Below are 19,134 nucleotides of genomic sequence, written 5' to 3'. Positions count from 1 at the left end.
TGTGCGGCGGGATTGCCGTCCGCGCTACGCGAGTTTTACGAACAGTATGGAAACCTGGGCGCCGACGATGTCGGTACCCGATGTGCCCGATGTTGTGCTGGATTGGCGGTTGCGCAATTCGATACGCGCTCCGTGCTCGTCCATGATTTTCTTCACCATGGCCAAGCCCAATCCTGTGCCCTTGGCTTTGGTCGTGACGTACGGCTCGAAGGCGCGGTTGAGGATGCGGGAAGAGAACCCGCCGCCATTGTCCGCGATCGCAAGCCGCACGGCTTGCCGCCGCGCGCCCGAGGCGTCGTCGTATTCTACCGTGTCAGTTTGCAACATGACATGCGGAGCGGGTCGCCCGGCTGCTTCATTCTCGGCCACGGCGTCCTGCGCATTCTGCAGCAGGTTGTGGATGACCTGGCGCAGTTGCGTCGGGTCACCCTTGATGAGCGGCAGATTGGCGCCCAGCTTGGCCTCGATGATGGGATGATCGCGGCGGTCAGGGTGATCGATGCCGTACAGGTGCAGCACTTCGGCGGCAAGCGCGTTGAGGTCCAACTCCTGCAGCATGGCCGGCGGCGTGCGGGCGTAGTCTCGGAAGTCATCGACCATGCGCTTCATCGCCGACACTTGGTTGACGATGGTGGTGGCGCCGCGTCGCAACACCTCGGCGTCGGCATCCGACAGCTTGGGTGAGAGCTTCATCTCCAGGCGCTCGGCCGAGAGCTGGATGGGCGTGAGCGGATTCTTGATTTCGTGTGCGAGGCGCCGCGCAACCTCGCCCCACGCCACCGAGCGCTGCGCCGAGATCACGTCGGAAATATCGTCGAACACCACCACATAGCCGCGTTCGGTGCCGTGCGAGCCCACTGACGGGCCGGGCAGGCGCGTGCCACGCACCAGCAGCGTGAGGGGTTCGTCTTCGTCTTCGAGCGGAATTTCGACCTGCTTCTGCCAGTGGGCCACTGCGCCGCCGGCGGCTGTGCTTGCGTCTTGTTCAGCGAAGGCCTGTTCGACCACCGGCGCGAAGGCTGCCACCGGCGTGATGCTGGTCAGCGCCTGGCCGACCCACGCGCCGAAGGGCTGTTTGAAGATGCGTTCGGCACCCGGGTTGGCAGTCAGCAGTACAAAGCGATGGTCGAACACGAAGACGCCCGCGGTCAGGTTGGTCAGTACGCTCTCAAGATAGGCTTTCGATTGCTCGAGTGCCGCGCGATTCTGCTCCACGGCGCGGCGCGCGTCGGCAAGCTGCCGCGTCATCTGGTTGAACTGTTGGGTGAGTACACCCAGTTCGTCACGCGTATGCAGTTCCCGCTTGGGCGAGAGATCGCCTTCGGCCACTTCGCGCGTGCCCTGGAGCAGCATTAGCAGCGGTCGTGCCAACTGCGCGCCCAGCAGCAGCGCCAACATCACCGCGATGAACACCGCCAGGAACAGCGTGAGCGTGAGCGTGCCGATGTACATCTTGCGCAGACCCGTGCGGCCGAGCGCTTTCTCCTGGTATTCCTGATAGGCGCGCTGGACGGCGTCAGCATTGCGGGCGAGCGCCTGCGGCACCGGCTGCACGAGCTGCAGGAAGCGTTCGTCGCGGCCGCTTTCGCCGATCAGGCCAAAGCCGCGCGACGTGCTGCTGCCATCTTCCGGCCGGCGATCTGCCAGCAAACCGGTGCCGGCCCATTTGCGCGCCGGCGTGTTCAGCCCCAGGGCGGGCTCGTCGCGGGACGACGTGCCCAGTGCCACCACCACATGCAACTGATACAGATCGCTGCGGCGGCTGTTGTTGCGTGCCGCAGGTGCCGAGGCGGCCGGCGCGGAGGCGCTATCGGTTTCGCTATCGCTGCCGCCTTCCAGGCTGGCATAGCCGCCCGGCGCGCGAGCCTGTTCGAGCACCGCCTGATCGGGCAGGTTCGGGACGAGCGTGTCGTAGGTGTTCGACGCGGTGGCGATCACGCGACCACTGGCGGTGAAGATGGTCGCCTCCTGCACGCCGAACTGCTCGCGCAATCGATTGAGCGTGATGGCCGTGGCCGAGGCGGACCCATCGCCCACTTGCTCCGCGATCAGGCGCCCCTTGTTCTGCAGATCGGCCAGCGCCGTGTCCATGGTCGAGCGGCCGAGGTTGAGGCCCGCCTCCAGCGCCGATTCGACCTTCACATCGAACCACGACTCGATACTGCGCGACACGAACTGCAGCGACACCAGATAGATCAGCACCCCCGGCAGCACGCCCACCACGCCGAAGAACACCGCCAGCTTGGTCATCAGCCGCGTGCCGAACTTGCCGCGCCGCGCGCGCAGTGCCAGCGCCAGCATCAGCCCGCCGATAATCACCACCAGCAGCACCCCGATGACGAGGTTGACCTTGTAGAGCAGCGTGAAATACCGGTCGAAGAACTCGGTGTTGGCCGATGCGGCAGCCAGCAGGCCCACCAACACGATCGCAAGGAAGACGATGGTGCCCGCCACCACCTGATAGAGCAGCCGCTTGTAGCTGCGATCGAAGATCATTTGGCGGGCGCCAGCAGCGGGCCTGCGCTGGACGGGCCGGCGCTCATGCCCCAGCCCGGATTGGGCGACAGGCCCGCCGAGCCGGAAGCCGGCGGGGAAGATGCCGGTGCGCTGGCCGGTGGCGCCGCAGGTGCGGGCGCGGGGGCTGGCGGCGGCTCATTCGGCACCAGCAGGCTGAAGCGCTTCCATTCGGAGCTGAGATTCCAGTCGCGCGTGTTGACGGCGTTGATCTGGAACGGCTTGGGCAACTGCGTCACGTCCAGGCGCATGCGCACTTCGGCCTGCACGGTCTCGCCGGACTTGACGGCGCGTTGCTCGAACACGCGCCAGCCGCGCACGTGCTGCATGAAGTCGACAGCATCTTTCAGCCGCGAGAACGGCACCTGCAGGCCGCCGGTCGACACGCGGTACTGGCGCGTAAGCGGGTGATACGACAGCCGCACCACGCGCGTGGCGCTGATGGCGTGGTCATCGAACCAATACCAGCGCGGGCGGATCAGCTCGAATTCGACGAGGAAGTAGAGCGCGATGCCCTTGTTCACCGCATCTTCGAGGTTGCTGGGCAGATCGAAATCGAAATCGGCGGAGAGGTTCCAGCCGCCGTCGGCGTATTCGAGCTGGGCTCGGTTGATTTCGATGGATTGTGCGGATGCCGTGACCGGGCACCACAGGAACAGCATGCCCAATGCGACTAGCGTGACCAGTCGTTGCAGAATCTGCCGGAACCGGGATTGCAGCAGCCGGATCGATGGGCGAAGGATGACAGTCACAACGGTCGGTGCATCAGGGCCGTTTCTGGAAAACCGCGTAAAAGAAGCCGTCATGATCGAGCGGCAAGGGCGCCGCGCCGGGGGCGAACCTGCTGGCCTGCGCCGCATCGGGCGAGACCGGCAGCAACTGGCCGGGCGCGTGCAATCGTATCGCATCTTCCAGATGGCGTTCAAACCATTGGGCCTGGTCTTCGCCTTCCGTCGGAAAAATCGAACACGTGACATAAACCAACTTGCCACCCGGCTTCAGGCATGCCCAGAGGGCGCGCACGATGTCTCGCTGCAGGCCGGCCAGCGCCTTGAGGTCGGCCGGGCGACGCAGCCAGCGGATATCCGGATGGCGCCGCACGATGCCGGCGGCCGAGCACGGCACATCGGCCAGGATACGGTCGAATGGTCGGCCGTCCCACCAAGTGGAGGGCTTGGCCGCATCGCCGATGCAGAGGGTGGCGGTCTGGTCCAAGCGCGCGAGGTTTTCGCTGATGCGCACGGCGCGCGCGGCATCCGACTCAAGCGCCGTCACGTCCAGGCGGTCAGCCAGCTCAAGCAGATGGCCCGTCTTGCCACCGGGTGCGGCGCAGGCATCGAGCACGCGCTGGCCGGGTGCCACGTCGAGCAGCGTTGCCGCCAGTTGCGCACCGGCGTCCTGCACGGAGACATCGCCGTCTGCAAAACCCGGCAGTTCGGAAACGGGGACGGCGCGGGCAAGGCGTACGGCCTGTTCGCCGATGCGCTCGGCCTCGATGCCAGCTTCGGCCAGGCGTGCGAGATACGCGTCGATGGCAACGCGGCGCGGGTTCACGCGCAGCACCATCGGCGGTCGGCGATTGCCGGCGGCCAGGATGGCTTGCCACGCGTCGGGATACGCGCTGCGCACGGCGTCGATCCACCACATCGGGTAGTTGGTGGCGGCCGACGGGTCTGCCTGCATGTCTGCGACCAGCGTATTTTGCTCGCGCAGGAAGCGGCGCAGCACACCGTTGACCATGCCCTTGCCGTGCGAAAGCTTCGGGTCGGCCGAGGCGGCCGTGACGGTTTGGTCCACCACAGTGAACGGCGCGTACGGCAGCGGATCGTCCAGTAATTGCGCGAGCGCCACGTGCAGCAGGTTGGCGGCGCCTTCGGCAGGTGGGCGCGGGATCAGCGTGCGGATCAGCCAGTCGGTGCTGCCGAGCCAGCGCGTGGCGCGGTATGCGAGATCCTGGACGGCACCCCGCACCGGTGCGGGCTGGCCCTGGCACACGGCGTCAATGGCCTGGGGCAATGCCATGCCCTGCCGCAGCTTGCCCAGTGCAACAGCGGCAAGCGACAAGGCGTGGGCGAGGGAATCGGGCGGCAGGCGCATCGGGCAGCAGGAAATCAGGCGAACAAAAATGCAACGAGCCCGCGATGGGCGGGCTCGTGCGGACTGCGGAAGTATAAAGGAAGCGCCCGGCCGGGCAGCCGCTTTTACGCCGGATATTGCCCCGTCTGCGCCATCTGCATCAGGCGCGCGATGCGTTCTTCCGTGGCCGGGTGCGTGCTGAACAGGTTGGCCAGGCCGCCGCCGTGCAGGGGGTTCATGATCATCATCTGCGCGGTGGCGGGGTGGGCTTCAGCGGCGGCAAACGGAATGCCGGCGGCATAGCGGTGGATCTTGTCCAGCGCCGAAGCCAGCGCCTGCGGGTCGCCGCTGATGGTGGCGCCCCCACGGTCGGCTTCGAACTCACGGGCGCGGGAAATCGCCATCTGGATCATCGCTGCCGCCAGCGGCGCCAGGATCGCCACCGCAATCCCGGCGATCGGGTTGGCCGGGCGGCCTTCGCTGTCGCGGCCGCCGAAGAACACGGCAAAGTTGGCCAGCGCCGAGATCGCACCGGCCATCGTGGCCGAGATGGTCGAGATCAGGATGTCGCGGTGCTGCACGTGCGCCAACTCGTGCGCCATCACGCCGCGCAGCTCCCGTTCCGACAGGATATTGAGGATGCCGGTGGTCGCGGCTACGGCGGCGTGCTCCGGGTTGCGGCCGGTGGCGAAGGCGTTGGGCTGGGCCTCGTCGATGAGATAGACGCGCGGCATGGGCAGGCCGGCGCGGCCGGCAAGCTCCTGCACCAGCCGATAGAACTGCGGCGCGCTGGTCTCGTTGACTTCCTGCGCGTTGTACATGCGCAGGACCATCTTGTCGGAGAACCAGTACGAGAAGAAATTCATGCCCAGCGCGAACAGCAGCGCCAGCATCATCCCGCTGCGTCCGCCGATCATGCCGCCGATGACGATGAACAGCGCGGTGATCGCTGCCATCAGCATGAAGGTCTTGATCCAGTTGAACATGGGGGCGTGGCTCCTGTGGGTCTCGGGTTTTACGACTTTGTTAGATCGCGATAATCGCTGAAAATTCAAGGGTTTGCGCGGGATTTGCGCGATATTTCGCCGCAGATGACGCTTGACCCATCAACGGGTGGTGAACGCCAGCCGTGCGCCAAGCCCAATGAATGCCGTGCCGACAACGCGATCGAGCCAGCGCTTGATGCCCGGCTTGCCCGCCACGCGGCGCGTGACGCTGGCGGCCACCCACGCCACCAGGCTATTCCAGATCGTCGACATGACAATGAACACCGCACCCAACGCCAGGAACGCCAGCGCCTTGTGCGCGGCGTGTGGGTCGACGAATTGTGGGAAGAACGACAGGAAGAACAGCACGACCTTCGGATTCAGCACATTGGTGAGAAAACCCTGCATGAACAGAGACTTGAGCGGACGCGGGCGCTTGGCGGCGGAAGCTTCCCCTTCTTCGACGGGGGCGTCGTCGCGCTCGGGCGGCGCCAGCAGCATGCGGCCGCCCAGGTAGATCAGGTACGCCGCGCCCACCACCTTGATGACCGTGAAGGCCACGGTGGATGCCGCCAGCAGCGCCGTCAGCCCGAACGCCACTGCCAGCACGTGCACGCAGCAGCCCGCCGATACGCCTAGCGCCGACAGCAGCCCCGCTGCCCGTCCTTGCGAAACGCTGCGCCCGACGATGTAGGCCGTGTCGGGCCCAGGCGTCACATTCAGCAGAAACACGGTCAGCATGAAGAGCGGCAGATTGACGATGCCCAGCGCGGTCATGGCGAAATCCTCTTCTCTATATATAGATGGGTCGGTTAACCGCGCGATGCGAAGCGCTGGCCAGGCTCGATTGCCAAGCCTTGCAGGAATTCGCGTGCGGGCAGGCGTTTGCCGCCAGGCTTCTGCAACTGGGTCACGCGGAGCGCGCCGGCGCCGCAGGCGATGGTGATGCCCTCGGCGTTGGCGGCCAGGACCGTGCCGGGTTCGGCATCCGCCGGGCGGTCGGCCAGCGCTTGCGCTTGCCAGAACTTGATCGTCACGCCATCGAGCGCGGCCGATGCGCCGGGAAACGGATTGAACGCATGCACCTGGCGCAGCAGCGCGGCGGCATGGCGCGACCAGTCCAGCGTGGCTTCGTCCTTGGCGATTTTTTCCGCGTAGGTGATGCCTTCGGCGGGCTGCGGCGTGGCGTCCAGCTTGCCGTCTTGCGCCAGTCTGGCGAGCGCCTCCACCACCATGCGTCCGCCGAGCGCGGCCAGCGTGTCGTGCAGCGTGGCCGTCGTGTCGGTCAGGCCGATGGGCACGCGTTCCATGGCGATCATGTCACCGGTGTCCAGGCCCGCATCCATCTGCATGAGGGTGATGCCCGATTCGGCGTCGCCCGCTTCGATCGCGCGATGGATGGGCGCGGCGCCACGCCAGCGTGGCAGCAGCGACGCATGGATATTGACGCAGCCAAAGCGCGGCAGGTCGAGCACTTCCTGCGGCAGGATCAGCCCGTAAGCGGCAACGACCATCACGTCAGGACGCTGGGCGGCCAGGGCGTCGATGGCTTCGGCGGCTTCCTGTGGATACTTGCCCGTGCGACGCAGCGACGGCGGCTGGAGGATGGGCGTGAACCCATGCGTTACGGCGTACTGCTTGACGGGACTCGCCTGCAATTGCATGCCTCGCCCGGCCGGCCGATCCGGCTGGCTCAGCACGGCAACGACGGGAAAGCCGGCCTGATGGATCGCCGCCAGGGCAATCTGCGCAAATTCAGGCGTGCCGGCAAACGCTACACGAAGGGTGGACGTCATAGATGGAGAACCGAAAACGAGGGGAAGCGGGCTACACGACAGCGTAGCGCATTGCGCTTAGCGACGGCCGCGATGCGGCGTGTCGGTCAGCGGCACGATGGGCTCGGGCGACGGCAGCGCCTCGGACACGCCATTACTGCGCCGCTGGAACAGCGAGAAGGTTTCGTTGGTGTCGCCCGGGCGGCTGCCGCGCCACACCATTTCCCAGTTATTGCCGTGGGGGCGGCGGCGGGCATGTTCCGGGCGTTTTTCGAGCACGAGGATCAGGTCGCAGGTGCGTGCGGTCGGGTTGGGGTGGTGAGCGTCGCCGGCACCGCTGTGACCCAGGAGCCATTTGACGGGTCGCACGCCGGTTTCGTAGTGCATCAGGGCGCGTTCGCTTTCGCCCATGCCGCGCGTGGCCACGCAGATCTGCGCAGATTCGAGCACCGGTTTGATCGCCTGGAACAGCGGGCGGTAGCTGCGGGCATCGTCCACCCACGGCATCAGCAGGGTGCCGAGCAGGCCCCACACCATGCCCAGGCCCGCCGCCCACGCCACCACGCCGGAGCGCGCCGGCCGCAGCCACACGCAGGCAGCCCACAGCGCCGTAATGCCCCCCGCCGCCAATACGGCGACCGGATGGATCAGCATGTCATACGGCAACGGCAGCACGCGGCCCAGCATTTTGGCCAGCCAGCTCGGCAACAGTTGCCCGCCGCTGGTCACGAGGGCGCCCCACACGGCCCAGACTACCAGCCCGAGCGCGCCAAACAACGTCACCGCCGCACCCCATGCACGCGCGCGCCACGCGGGCGCAATCAGGAGAAGCATCGGCGCACCTAACAAAGCCAAGGCGGGTTGCAGCGGCATCAGGTACACATCGCGCAGTACGGCCGAGCGCAGCACCACGGCAATCGTGGCCAGCACGAACAACGCAACGACCAAGTGCCCCTGGTACGGCAGTAGCCACGCCGTGCGCGCGCCGTGCCCACGTTGCCGCACGAGCTTGTACAGCGACACGCCCAACACGGCCACCGCTGGCCACACCGCGGGCGTGCCGGTCAGGAAGATCGATCGGACGGTCGTCGCTAGCGACCCTTTCTCGCCACCCAGATGCGAGAAGCCGAAGAAGCGGCCGAGGTTGTTGACCCAGAACCATTCAATGAACAAGTCCGGCGATTCGCGCCAGAAGATGGCCGGCCAGATCACCAGCCACGGCAACGCCACCAGCAGCGAGAGGCCATAGAAGCGCCATGCCTGGCGGTTGCGGAAATCCGGCAGCAGTGCGATCGCCGCCAGCAGGGTGATGGCGAACAGCCCAGGCACGAGCACGCCCTTGCCCAGGAACGCCACACCGATGCCCGTGCCGAACCACAATGCCGGATGCAGCACGTCGACGCCCTTTGCGCCCCCGGCTTCGCTCTCTTTGACGAAGCGCACGAGGCCATACAGGGCGATCGCGGTGCCGGCCAGTTGCGGGACATCGGCAATGAACTTGTGGACGTGCTCAACCAACCCGACGCAGCCGGCAAATAGCAGCAGCGCGCCCAACGCATAGTCGCGCAGCGCAGCGCCGCCGGCGTCGAGCCCGGCTTCGCGGCGTGCGGCCAGGGTCAGCCCCGGCCGTCCGCGCGCGAGGTCTGCGCCGACGCGCAAGCGCCAGTCGCGCGCTTCGCTGCGCAGCAGGCGCGCCGTGCGCCAGACCGCCCAGCATGTCAGCGCCATCCAGAACAGCACCGCCACGCGCACCGCTTCGTGCGGCGGCATGTCGGGCAGCGCCAGCGCGGCCAGCGCGCCCGTCCAGTACATCAGCGGGGGCTTTTCGACGAACGGCTCGAAGGCGACGTTGGGAACGACCCAGTCGCCACGCTCGATGATGTTGATGACGATGCCGAAGGAATACGGCTCGTCGGCCTTCCAGGGTGCGCGCCAGAACGTGCCCGCAACGAAATACGCGCACAACATCAGCAGGACGACAGCACGCCAATGCCGCACCAGCAGTGCCGACAGGCGGCGCGGGCTGGCGTGCGTGCCTGCGTCAGCGGGAGCGATCGGCATCAGCGGGAGGGAGCGAGGGCGCGCGCCGACGTCGGCAGGCATGGGAACGCGTTCAACGCTGCGGTACCGCGTCGCGTTGATGCTTCTTGAGCTTGGAGCGGATGCGCGTTTGCTTGAGCGGCGAGAGGTATTCGACGAATACCTTGCCCATCAGGTGATCCATCTCGTGCTGAATGCACACCGCCAGCAGGTCGTCTGCCTCCAGCTCGAAGGTTTCGCCCTTCTCGTTCAGTGCGCGCACGCGCACGCGGGCCGGGCGGTCAACCTTGTCATAGATATCGGGCACCGACAGGCAACCTTCGTCCCAGACCTTGTGCTCATCACTTACCCAGATGATCTCGGGGTTGATGAACACGCGCAGTTCGTCGCGCGATTCCGACACGTCGATGGTGATCACGCGCTCATGCACGTCGACCTGCGTGGCGGCCAGGCCAACGCCGGGCGCCTCGTACATGGTCTCGGCCATGTCCGCCACGAGTTTGCGGATGCGGTCATCGACAACGGCAACCGGCTTGGCGACTTTGTGCAGCCGCGGATCAGGGTATTGCAGGATATTCAGTAGGGCCATGATGCTTGGCAACAACGGTTGCAGAAGGCCACGCTAACGAGGGGTTGCCTTCAATTGCGATCGCTTGGAATGTCATGCAGAATCGGGGGCGCTATCCGCCACATGGCTTAGGAAAAAGCCTGACGAATGTTGGATGCCATACCCCTCTTGCTGCGACGCAGAACTGCGTACAGCTGCGGCGGTGAGGCGTCGAACAGGCACGCGGACCACTCGCCGATTCTTCATAGAATAATGCGCCATCGTAACACACCGATGCTCTCTCAGCCCGCCATGCAAACCGCCACGAAAGCGCGCCAGCCTTACGTTTGCGCCCTCTCGGCGGTTGCCGCGGCAGCGCTTTTCTGCATGGGCGCCGCCCACGCCGCCGAGCGCACTGTGACGCCGGCGCAACAGGCGCAGGCCGCGACGGCTGCCCAAGCGGGCATCCCGGAATCCGAACTGTCTGCCACCGCGCCCGCGCAGTACACCGTGCGCCGTGGCGACACGCTGTGGGCAATCTCGGGTAAATACCTCAAGCGGCCCTATCGCTGGCCCGAGCTGTGGGGCATGAACCGCGAGCAGATTCGCAACCCGCATCTGATCTATCCGGGCCAGATCCTGTATCTGCATCACGCCAATGGCCGTGCTTGGCTGTCGAGTTCGCCGGCATCGGCGGATGGCAGCACGGTGCGCCTGTCGCCGCATACCCGCGTGTCGGGACAAGATGGCGACGCCATCTCCAGCATTCCCTCCGCCGCCATCGAGCCCTTCCTGACCCAGCCGATCGTGGTGGATGAAGAAACGCTGGCCACGCCGGCGCGCATCTTCTCGCTGCCCGAGGGCCGCGTTTATCTGGGCAAGGGCGAAAACGCCTACGCCCGCGGTTTGCCCGCAGGTGAAGGCGGCCAGGCCGGCGCCGAATGGCAGGCGTATCGCCCGGTCCGGCCGCTCAAGGACCCCGTGACGGGCAACGTGCTCGGCTACGAAGCCGACTTCCTCGGTACGCTGCGCGTGGTGCGTGCGGCGACCGGCCCGCAGGCCGTGACCAAGATGGAGGTGCTGTCGTCCAAGGAAGAAATGGGCGTCGGCTCGCAACTGATGCCACTGCCGCCGCGCGTGCCGGTGCGCTATGTGCCGCATGCGCCGGAAGGCGACGTGCACGGCGCGGTCGCCAAGGTAACGGGTGGTGTGCGCTTTGGCGGCACCGACCAGGTGGTTGTGCTGAACATCGGCAGCCAGCAGGGGCTTGAGCCGGGCCACGTGCTGTCGCTGGCGCGCGCTGGCGCCGTCGTGAAGGACGCGACGGCCGGCAATGAGGCCGTGCAATTGCCCGCAGAGCGCTACGGCTTGGCCTTCGTGTTCCGTGTGTTCCCGCACGTAGCCTATGCGCTGGTGACGGACGCATCGAACGCCGTGGAAGTGGGCGACAGCGTCAGCAACCCGATGTCGCCGCAACCTTGAACTACGCGCTAACGCAGTCCTTGATTTGACCGATGCATCCCAGGTCGCGGCGCCCGCCGCGGCCGATTCCACAGCTTCCCTTTCCTGTACGCGCGATCCTGCTGAACTGGCCGCGTGGCTGCGTCTGACTGAAACCCCCGGCGTTGGGCCCGTCGCCGCGCGGCAGTTGCTGGCGGCCTTCGGGTTGCCGCAAGACATCTTTGCCCAGCCGTATGCCACGCTCGCGAAGGTGCTGCCCGAGCGGCAAGCGCGCGCGGTACTCGCCGAGCCCGACGACACGCTTGCGGCGCTGATCGAGCGCACCGTCGCCTGGGTGAACGAGCCCGGCAATGCCATCTTCACGCTGGCCGATCGCGGCTATCCGCCCCGCTTGCTCGAACTGCCGGACCCGCCGACCTTGCTTTACACGAAGGGCGATGCCTCGCTGCTGCGTGCAGCGGCGGTGGGCGTGGTGGGCGCGCGCAGCGCCACGGCAGCCGGCATCGACAACGCGCGCGCGTTTTCCCAGGCGCTGTCGATGGCGAGCGTGACGGTTGTGTCAGGCCTTGCGCTCGGCATTGATGCGGCGGCGCATGAGGGCGCGCTCGCGGGCCCAGGGAGCACCATCGCAGTCGTGGGTACGGGGCTCGATATTGTTTACCCGGCCCGTAACCGGGCGCTGGCGCATCGCATTGCCGAGGCTGGCGTGATCATCTCTGAATACCCGCTGGGGATGGGCGCACGTGCCGAGAACTTCCCGCGCCGCAATCGCCTGATCTCGGGTTTGGCGCGGGGGCTTCTGGTTGTAGAAGCCGCGGCGCAGTCTGGCTCGCTCATCACCGCGCGGCTGGCGGCCGAGCAGGGGCGCGATGTGTTTGCGATTCCGGGGTCGATCCATTCGCCGCTGGCCAAGGGCTGCCACCTGCTGATCAAGCAAGGTGCCAAGCTTGTGGAAACCGCTGCCGATATCCTCGATGAACTTGGCTGGGGGCGTGCTGCTGCGCCGGCCAAACGTGCGACGCGCGCGGCCTCGGCCGAGGCGTCCCCGGCCGCGCCGGGCCCAGCCGCGCGCCCGGCGCCAAGTGCTTCCGAAACCGCATTGCTCGACGCGCTCGGTTTTGATCCCGTCGATCTGGATACCTTGTGTGAGCGCACCGGCGAAGCTGCTGCTGCGCTCTCTGCACAGCTTCTGGCGCTGGAGCTGGATGGCCGCGTGGAGCGTCAGCCCGGCGGGCGCTTCCTGCGGCTTCCGTGAAAGCGTGCCTACAATAAGCGCGACCCCACCGTCACTCCGCTGGTCGCCTAGCGCCTTTTTTCATGCCACTGCTCTCGCCTGACACCGACGCCGCCACGCTGCACGCGCGCATTCGCTCGGGGCAACTGCTGGTGGCGTGCCTGTGCGCCGAGTGGTGCGGCACGTGCCGCAGCTATCGCAAGACCTTCACCGAGATGGCGGAACGGCATCCGGAGTACTGCTTCGTCTGGGTCGATGTCGAAGACCATGCCGACGCGCTGGGCGATTACGACGTTGAAAACTTCCCAACCCTGCTAGTGCAGCGTGGGAGCGATGTGTTGTTTTTCGGCCCAGTCTTGCCTCACCCGGGAGTTGTTGAGGGATTGCTTTCGCGTGATCTGGGCGTTGCTCCCGTAGTGCCATCGGCCCCGGACTTGCGAGGCTGGCTGCTGGAATCGGCGTGATCGCCGGTCTTGACAACACTAAGCGATGCATGCGCCACTCTATTGCGCCTGAAAAGGAACCGCGCTTATGATTGGCGGCCAAATTTGGGACCGACCGGTGATTGATGGCGTCCCACCGGGCGCGCTGACAAGCGCCCGGGGCACTTGAAGTCGGCAGGCGTTGCCATAAGACTCTAAAAAAAACACGCGAACGGTCGCTATAGAAAAGCGACTTCTTCTTTACCCGATTACTTGCGATCGCCAGGATCCGCTCACATGTCCAAGGCTCTCATCATTGCCGAAAAACCGTCGGTCGCCGCTGATATCGCGCGCGCGCTGGGTGGCTTCACCAAGCACGACGAGTACTTTGAGAGCGACCACTACGTCCTCTCGTCGGCTGTTGGCCACCTGGTCGAGATTGCCGCGCCGGATGAATACGAAGTCAAGCGCGGCAAATGGAGCTTCGCTCATCTGCCGGTGATCCCGCCGCACTTTGATCTGCGACCGATCGCCAAGTCGGAATCGCGCCTGAAGGTGCTGACGCGGCTGATCAAGCGCAAGGACGTGACCGGCCTGATCAATGCCTGTGACGCGGGGCGCGAAGGTGAACTGATCTTCCGCCTGATCGCGCAACACGCGAACACCAAGCTGCCGGTGAAACGGCTGTGGCTGCAGTCGATGACGCCGCAATCCATCCGTGATGGCTTTGGCAAGCTGCGCAGCAACGAAGACATGATGCCGCTGGCCGATGCTGCCCGCTGCCGTTCCGAGGCCGACTGGCTGGTCGGTATCAACGGCACGCGCGCCATGACTGCGTTCAACAGCAAGGGTGGCGGCTTCTTCCTGACCACCGTGGGCCGCGTGCAAACGCCCACGCTGTCGATCGTGGTAGAGCGCGAAGAGAAGATCAAACGCTTCGTCCCGCGCGATTACTGGGAAGTGCGCGCTGAATTCATCGCCGCGGCCGGCTTGTACGAAGGCCGTTGGTTCGACCCGAAGTTCAAGAGGAACGAGTTCGACCCCGAGCAGCGCGATTCGCGCCTCTGGAGCGAGGCCGAGGCCAAAAGCATCGTGGCTGCGTGCCGCGACAAGCCGGGCACCGTGACGGAAGAATCGAAGCCGTCGACGCAGATGTCGCCGGCGCTGTTCGACCTGACGAGCCTGCAGCGCGAGGCCAACGGCCGCTTCGGCTTCTCGGCCAAAAACACGCTGGGCCTGGCGCAGGCGCTGTACGAAAAGCACAAGGTGCTGACCTATCCGCGTACCGATTCGCGCGCGCTGCCCGAAGACTACTTGGGCACGGTCAAGCAGACGCTGGACATGCTGGGCGAAAGCTCGCCCAACTATCTGACGCACGCGAAGAAGATCCTCGCCAACCAGTGGGTCAAGCCGAACAAGCGGATCTTCGACAACAGCAAGATCAGCGATCACTTCGCCATCATCCCGACGCTGCAGGCACCGAAGAATTTGTCGGAGCCGGAGCAGAAGCTGTACGACCTGGTGGTGCGCCGCTTCCTGGCGGTGTTCTTCCCGGCGGCCGAATACCAGGTCACCACGCGCGTGACCGAGGTGGCCGGGCATCACTTCAAGACCGAAGGCAAGGTGCTGGTGAACCCGGGTTGGCTGGTCGTGTACGGCCGCGAGGCGCAGGGCGAAGATGCGAACCTCGTGCCGGTCGCCAAGGACGAGAAGGTCAAGACGGACAAGATCGAGCCGGTTGGCCTCACCACCAAGCCGCCCGCACGCTATAACGAAGCGACGCTGCTCTCCGCCATGGAAGGCGCCGGCAAGCTCGTCGACGACGATGCGTTGCGCGAAGCCATGGCAGGCAAGGGCCTGGGCACGCCAGCCACCCGCGCGGCCATCATCGAAGGATTGCTGACGGAAAAGTACCTTGTGCGCGAAGGCCGCGAACTGATCCCGACCGCCAAGGCGTTCCAGCTGATGACGCTGCTGCGTGGCCTGGGCGTGGAGGAACTGACGCAAGCGGAGTTGACCGGCGGCTGGGAGCACAAGCTTTCCCTCATCGAGCGTGGTCAGCTGGAGCGCGACGAATTCATGCGCGAGATCGCGCAGATGACGCAGCAGATCGTCAAACGCGCCAAGGAATACGACAGCGACACCATCCCCGGCGACTACGCAACGCTTTCCACGCCGTGCCCGCAATGCGGCCACGTGGTCAAGGAAAACTACCGCCGCTTCGCCTGCAGCCACTGCGACTTCTCGATCAGCAAGATTCCGGGTGGCCGCCAGTTCGAGCTGGACGAGGTGGAGGAGTTGCTGACCAACAAGACCATCGGCCCGTTGCAGGGCTTCCGCAGCAAGATGGGCCGTCCGTTTGCGGCCATCCTCAAGCTGGCGCAGGAAGATGGTCATTGGAAGATGGAGTTCGACTTCGGCCAGAACGACGAAGACGATGGCGAGCCGGTCGATTTCTCGGGTCAGGAAAGCGTCGGCCACTGCCCCAAGTGCAACGGCAACGTCTACGAGCACGGCCTGAAGTACGTGTGCGAAAACGCTGTGGCGCAGCCCAAGACCTGCGACTTCACCACCGGCAAGATCATCCTGCAGCAGGAGATCAGCCGCGAGCAGTTGGCCAAGCTGCTGGCCGAGGGCAAGACCGACTTGCTGACCGGCTTCAAGTCGGCGCGCACGGGCCGCAACTTCAAGGCGTTCCTGGTCAAGCAACCGGACGGCAAGATCGGCTTCGAATTCGAGCCGCGCGGCGAAGGCAAGGGCAAGCCCGGCGCCAAGACCGCGGCGAAGAAGACGACCGCTGCGGCTAAAACGCCTGCCGCCAAGAAGGCGCCGGCCAAGACCGCAGGCAAGACGGCAGCCAAGAAGGCGCCGGCACGCAAGAAAGCCGCTGAAACCGAGGCCGACGAGGAAAGCACCAGCGAGACCTGAACGCGGTTTCGCAGGGACCAACGCAAACGGGAGGACGCTGTCCTCCCGTTTTGCTTTGGCGATAGGGCGTGGCTTATGCGGCTTCGCTCAGGCCTCGGCCGGCGCGCGCCTCGCTGTGCTTGACCTCCATCGCCTGGGCCAGCATGTAATCGATGAACGTGCGTACCTTTGTCGGCAGGAACTTGCGGCTCGGATACACCAGCGACAGCGACCGATGCGGCAGCTTGTATTGCGGCAGGACGCGCACCAGGCGTCCAGACTCCAGGTCCGGCCGGGCCATGTACGACGACAGAATCGCGATGCCCATGTCGGCGAGCACCGCGCGGTGCATGAGTTCGGCGTTGCTGGTGACGAGCGAGGGCTGCACCGGCACCGAAATCGACTGGCCGTCGGCGGTGCTCATCTCCCACTCGTGGCGCAATTGCGGGTGCCACATCGCAATGACTCGGTGCTCGGCAATGTCTTCGGCGCGCTGCGGCGTGGAATGCTGGCGGAGATAAGCGGGAGTGGCTGCCATGACCATCTCGGCGGAAATCATGCGGCGCGCCACCAGGTGCGAGCCGAGGCCGAGTTCCGAGACCATGATGCCGACGTCGCGGCCGTCCTCGACGATGTCGATCGGGCGGTCGGACAGCGCCACGTCAAACGTCACCTCGGGATAAAGCTGTTGGAAGCGCGCGAGCAACATCGGGAGCACATGCAGCCCGAACATGACAGGGGCAACGATGCGCAGGCCACCGACCAGTGCCTGGCTGCGCGACGTGGCGAGCGATTCCGCCTCGTCAATGTCGAGCAGGATCTGCGCACAGCGCTGCAGGTAGGTTTCGCCCACGTCGGTCAGCGACAGGCTGCGCGTGGTGCGGTTGAGCAGGCGCGTGCCGAGATGCGCCTCAAGGTCGGCCACGTAACGTGTGACCACGGCATTGCTCATCGACAGATGCTGGGCCGCCCGGGCGAAGCTGCCAAGCTCCACCACCTTGGAAAACACCCGCATCGACTGCAAACGATCCATTCCAGCCTCTCACATAATTTGTTGTCAAAAATAGAACAAATCTGTCGTGACAGCAAATGTTTAATATTGACACAAGCAATTCACTGCCTAGGGGCGTTCCTTGAATGTGAGTGCACGCTCATGTGAGAATGCCGCCCCAGTTACGTTTACGATGTTTCGTTGCCAGGGCTGCGTATCCGACTTCTCACCGATTGACGCAACAGCAGATTTGCGCAGAGACTCTATACCGAGCGGTAGATTTTTTGGGATTCGTCTTGCGCGAGGTCATGTTTGACCCGAATCGTGGGTGGAACGCGGTCTTGCGCAAATCGGTGCGGCGGTGGCCATATGGCTTCGCCATACTCGACCAATGGATGCCGCGAACCCTGACCCGCATGAGCGCCCCGCAACGAGGGCAGCCATCACGGCCGATGTGTCGCCCCGCGATGCCGGCGGCCGAGGAGACACCACATGACCATCCAGAACCGCGAACCGGTCAATTATCTGGCGGGCGAGATGCCCCTGCACCGGTATTGCGCCCATCATGCGCAGCAGACGCCCGAGCGCATCGCGCTGCTGTGGTACGGCCGCACGATCTGCTGGCGGGAGCTGGACCAGGCCTCGACGCGGCTGGCGGTGCAGTTGCAGCGGTTGGGCGTGACACGCGGCGATCGCGTTGCGCTGTTTCTGCACAACTGTCCGCAAGCCATCGTGGCCCATCTGGCCACGGCCAAGCTGGGCGGCATCGTCGTGCCGTGCGGGCCGCTGTCGCGTCAGCACGAACTGCGCGACCAACTGGCCGATTGCGGCGCCAAGATTCTGGTGGCGGCGGCTGACCTGATGCCCATTGTCGAGGCCGCGCGGCCGGGTACGTCTGTCACGACTGTCATTACCACGCGCTATGCCGATCTGCAGCCTTCGCAGCCCGCGTGCCGCAAGGCGCTGGCCGTGCCGCCCGAGTTGATTGCCGCCGATGCCTCGTCTGCTCCGCCGCTCAGGAACAAGCCGGGTGCCGCGCAGCTCGACCTGATGCAACTAATGGCTGAACCCGTGGATGTGGCCGAGCGCGATGCCGTGGCTGCCATCACCGTTGACCTCGACGAAGTGGCGCTGATGGTCTACACCTCGGGCACCACAGGCCGCCCGAAGGGCGCCATGCTTACGCACCGCAACGCGCTGTACAAGACCGCTGTCACGGTGCAGGTCAGCGGCATCCATGCTTCGGACGTGATGCTGGCGGTGGCGCCGCTGTCCCATATCGCCGGCATGCTGATGGGCATGAACGTGATGCTGTATTCCGGCGCGACGACCATCCTGCTCTATCGGTTCGATCCCCTGGCCGTGCTGCAGGCCATCGACCGCTACCGCGTGACACGCTGGTACAGCATGACGCCAATGAACCTGGCCGTCATGGCGCATCCGGACGCCGCGCAGTACCGTATGGAATCCTTGGTGGCCAACCCATGCACCAGCTTCGGCGTCACGCTGACCGAAGCCATTGCCGAGCAGTGGCGTGCTTTTGCCGGCCCGCAGTGCCGCATCTATGAAGCGGCCTATGGCCTGTCGGAAACCCACACCTGCGATGCCATCACGCCTGCCGATGCGCCACGCTGGGGGTGGCACGGCAAGATCGTCCCGCAGACCGAGGTACGCATCGTCGACCCGCATACCGGCGCCGAACTGCCCCCCGGCCAAGCGGGCGAAATCACCATCCGCAGCCCGGGCGTGTTCCGTGGCTACTGGCAGCGCGACGAGGCCACGCGCGCCGTCCTGCACAACGGCTTTCTGCGCACTGGGGATATCGGCCAGGTCTCGCCCGACGGCTGGCTGCAATGGCAGGGCCGCATCAAGGAGATGATCAAGGTGTCGGGCTACAGCGTGTTTCCGGAAGAGGTCGAGGCGCTCCTCTCGCGCCACCCGGGCATCCGCCAAGTGGCCGTGACGCCCATCCCCGATCCCGACAAAGGTGAAGTCGTCTGCGCGCACGTGGTGCCGATGAACGGCGTGACGCTCTCGGAAGCCGAGCTGATTGCCTGGTCGCGCGACAACATGGCGCCGTACAAGGTGCCGCGGCGCGTGAAGTTCCATGATGCGCTGCCCGCTACCGCAACGGGCAAGGTGCTGCGAAGGTTGCTGCGCGAAGAAGCCATCGCCGCCTGA

14 protein-coding genes are annotated in these 19,134 nt (G+C 65.5%); 5 read left to right on the top strand and 9 right to left on the bottom strand.

Annotated elements, in window-relative coordinates; genetic code table 11:
• Window positions 1-24: 24 nt before the first annotated feature.
• The 8 genes from M1D44_RS14700 to def form a co-directional block, all read right to left on the bottom strand.
• Entirely contained in the window at window positions 25-2,496 is a 2,472-nt protein-coding gene (locus M1D44_RS14700) for a sensor histidine kinase (protein ID WP_316852928.1), read from the bottom strand.
• Window positions 2,493-3,266: a DUF4390 domain-containing protein gene (locus tag M1D44_RS14695; protein WP_112186337.1), complete on the bottom strand. Its 774-nt coding sequence runs from the start codon at window positions 3,264-3,266 to the stop codon at window positions 2,493-2,495. The genes M1D44_RS14700 and M1D44_RS14695 overlap by 4 nt, the downstream gene beginning before the upstream one ends.
• Window positions 3,267-3,279: 13 nt before the next feature.
• The gene (gene rsmB, locus M1D44_RS14690) at window positions 3,280-4,611 is read right to left on the bottom strand and encodes a 16S rRNA (cytosine(967)-C(5))-methyltransferase RsmB (protein WP_316852927.1); all 1,332 of its coding nucleotides are present in this window, start codon (window positions 4,609-4,611) and stop codon (window positions 3,280-3,282) included.
• Between the two features lie 104 nt (window positions 4,612-4,715).
• Window positions 4,716-5,576 carry a zinc metalloprotease HtpX gene (gene htpX, locus M1D44_RS14685; RefSeq protein ID WP_024977071.1) on the bottom strand — a complete coding sequence of 287 codons (861 nt, stop codon included), beginning with the start codon at window positions 5,574-5,576 and terminating at the stop codon, window positions 4,716-4,718.
• Window positions 5,577-5,696: 120 nt separating this feature from the next.
• A complete protein-coding gene (locus tag M1D44_RS14680) occupies window positions 5,697-6,353 on the bottom strand; it encodes a LysE family translocator (protein WP_316852926.1) in 657 nt (218 codons plus the stop codon).
• Between the two features lie 35 nt (window positions 6,354-6,388).
• On the bottom strand, window positions 6,389-7,372 hold the full coding sequence (gene fmt / locus M1D44_RS14675; protein ID WP_024977069.1) for a methionyl-tRNA formyltransferase: 984 nt from the start codon (window positions 7,370-7,372) through the stop codon (window positions 6,389-6,391).
• Window positions 7,373-7,429: 57 nt separating this feature from the next.
• Window positions 7,430-9,454 (bottom strand): ArnT family glycosyltransferase, encoded by a 2,025-nt coding sequence (locus M1D44_RS14670; protein ID WP_316684394.1) that lies wholly within the window; start codon window positions 9,452-9,454, stop codon window positions 7,430-7,432.
• 10 nt (window positions 9,455-9,464) lie between these two features.
• Window positions 9,465-9,980, bottom strand: coding sequence for a peptide deformylase (gene def / locus M1D44_RS14665; protein ID WP_024977067.1), 516 nt, complete (start codon window positions 9,978-9,980; stop codon window positions 9,465-9,467).
• 252 nt (window positions 9,981-10,232) lie between these two features.
• Here def and M1D44_RS14660 point away from each other — a divergent pair, with 252 nt between their 5' ends.
• From M1D44_RS14660 to M1D44_RS14645, 4 genes are all read left to right on the top strand, one after another.
• Window positions 10,233-11,420, top strand: coding sequence for a LysM peptidoglycan-binding domain-containing protein (locus tag M1D44_RS14660; RefSeq protein WP_024977066.1), 1,188 nt, complete (start codon window positions 10,233-10,235; stop codon window positions 11,418-11,420).
• Window positions 11,421-11,445: 25 nt separating this feature from the next.
• Entirely contained in the window at window positions 11,446-12,654 is a 1,209-nt protein-coding gene (dprA, locus tag M1D44_RS14655; RefSeq protein WP_316852925.1) for a DNA-processing protein DprA, read from the top strand.
• 62 nt (window positions 12,655-12,716) lie between these two features.
• Window positions 12,717-13,097 carry a thioredoxin family protein gene (locus M1D44_RS14650; RefSeq protein ID WP_024977064.1) on the top strand — a complete coding sequence of 127 codons (381 nt, stop codon included), beginning with the start codon at window positions 12,717-12,719 and terminating at the stop codon, window positions 13,095-13,097.
• A 255-nt stretch (window positions 13,098-13,352) separates the two neighbouring features.
• The gene (locus M1D44_RS14645; protein WP_316852924.1) at window positions 13,353-15,983 is read left to right on the top strand and encodes a DNA topoisomerase III; all 2,631 of its coding nucleotides are present in this window, start codon (window positions 13,353-13,355) and stop codon (window positions 15,981-15,983) included.
• A gap of 73 nt (window positions 15,984-16,056) precedes the next feature.
• On the opposite strand, the gene M1D44_RS14640 is transcribed toward M1D44_RS14645, so the two are convergent.
• Window positions 16,057-16,995 (bottom strand): LysR family transcriptional regulator, encoded by a 939-nt coding sequence (locus M1D44_RS14640; protein ID WP_024977062.1) that lies wholly within the window; start codon window positions 16,993-16,995, stop codon window positions 16,057-16,059.
• A 450-nt stretch (window positions 16,996-17,445) separates the two neighbouring features.
• Between M1D44_RS14640 and M1D44_RS14635 the strand changes: the two genes are divergently transcribed.
• Window positions 17,446-19,134 (top strand): AMP-binding protein, encoded by a 1,689-nt coding sequence (locus M1D44_RS14635; protein WP_316852923.1) that lies wholly within the window; start codon window positions 17,446-17,448, stop codon window positions 19,132-19,134.

It is taken from the genome of Ralstonia sp. SA306 (genome assembly GCF_054792405.1).
The sequence above is the reverse complement of the archived record's forward strand: the minus strand, read 5'-3'. Positions and strand labels throughout refer to the sequence as shown.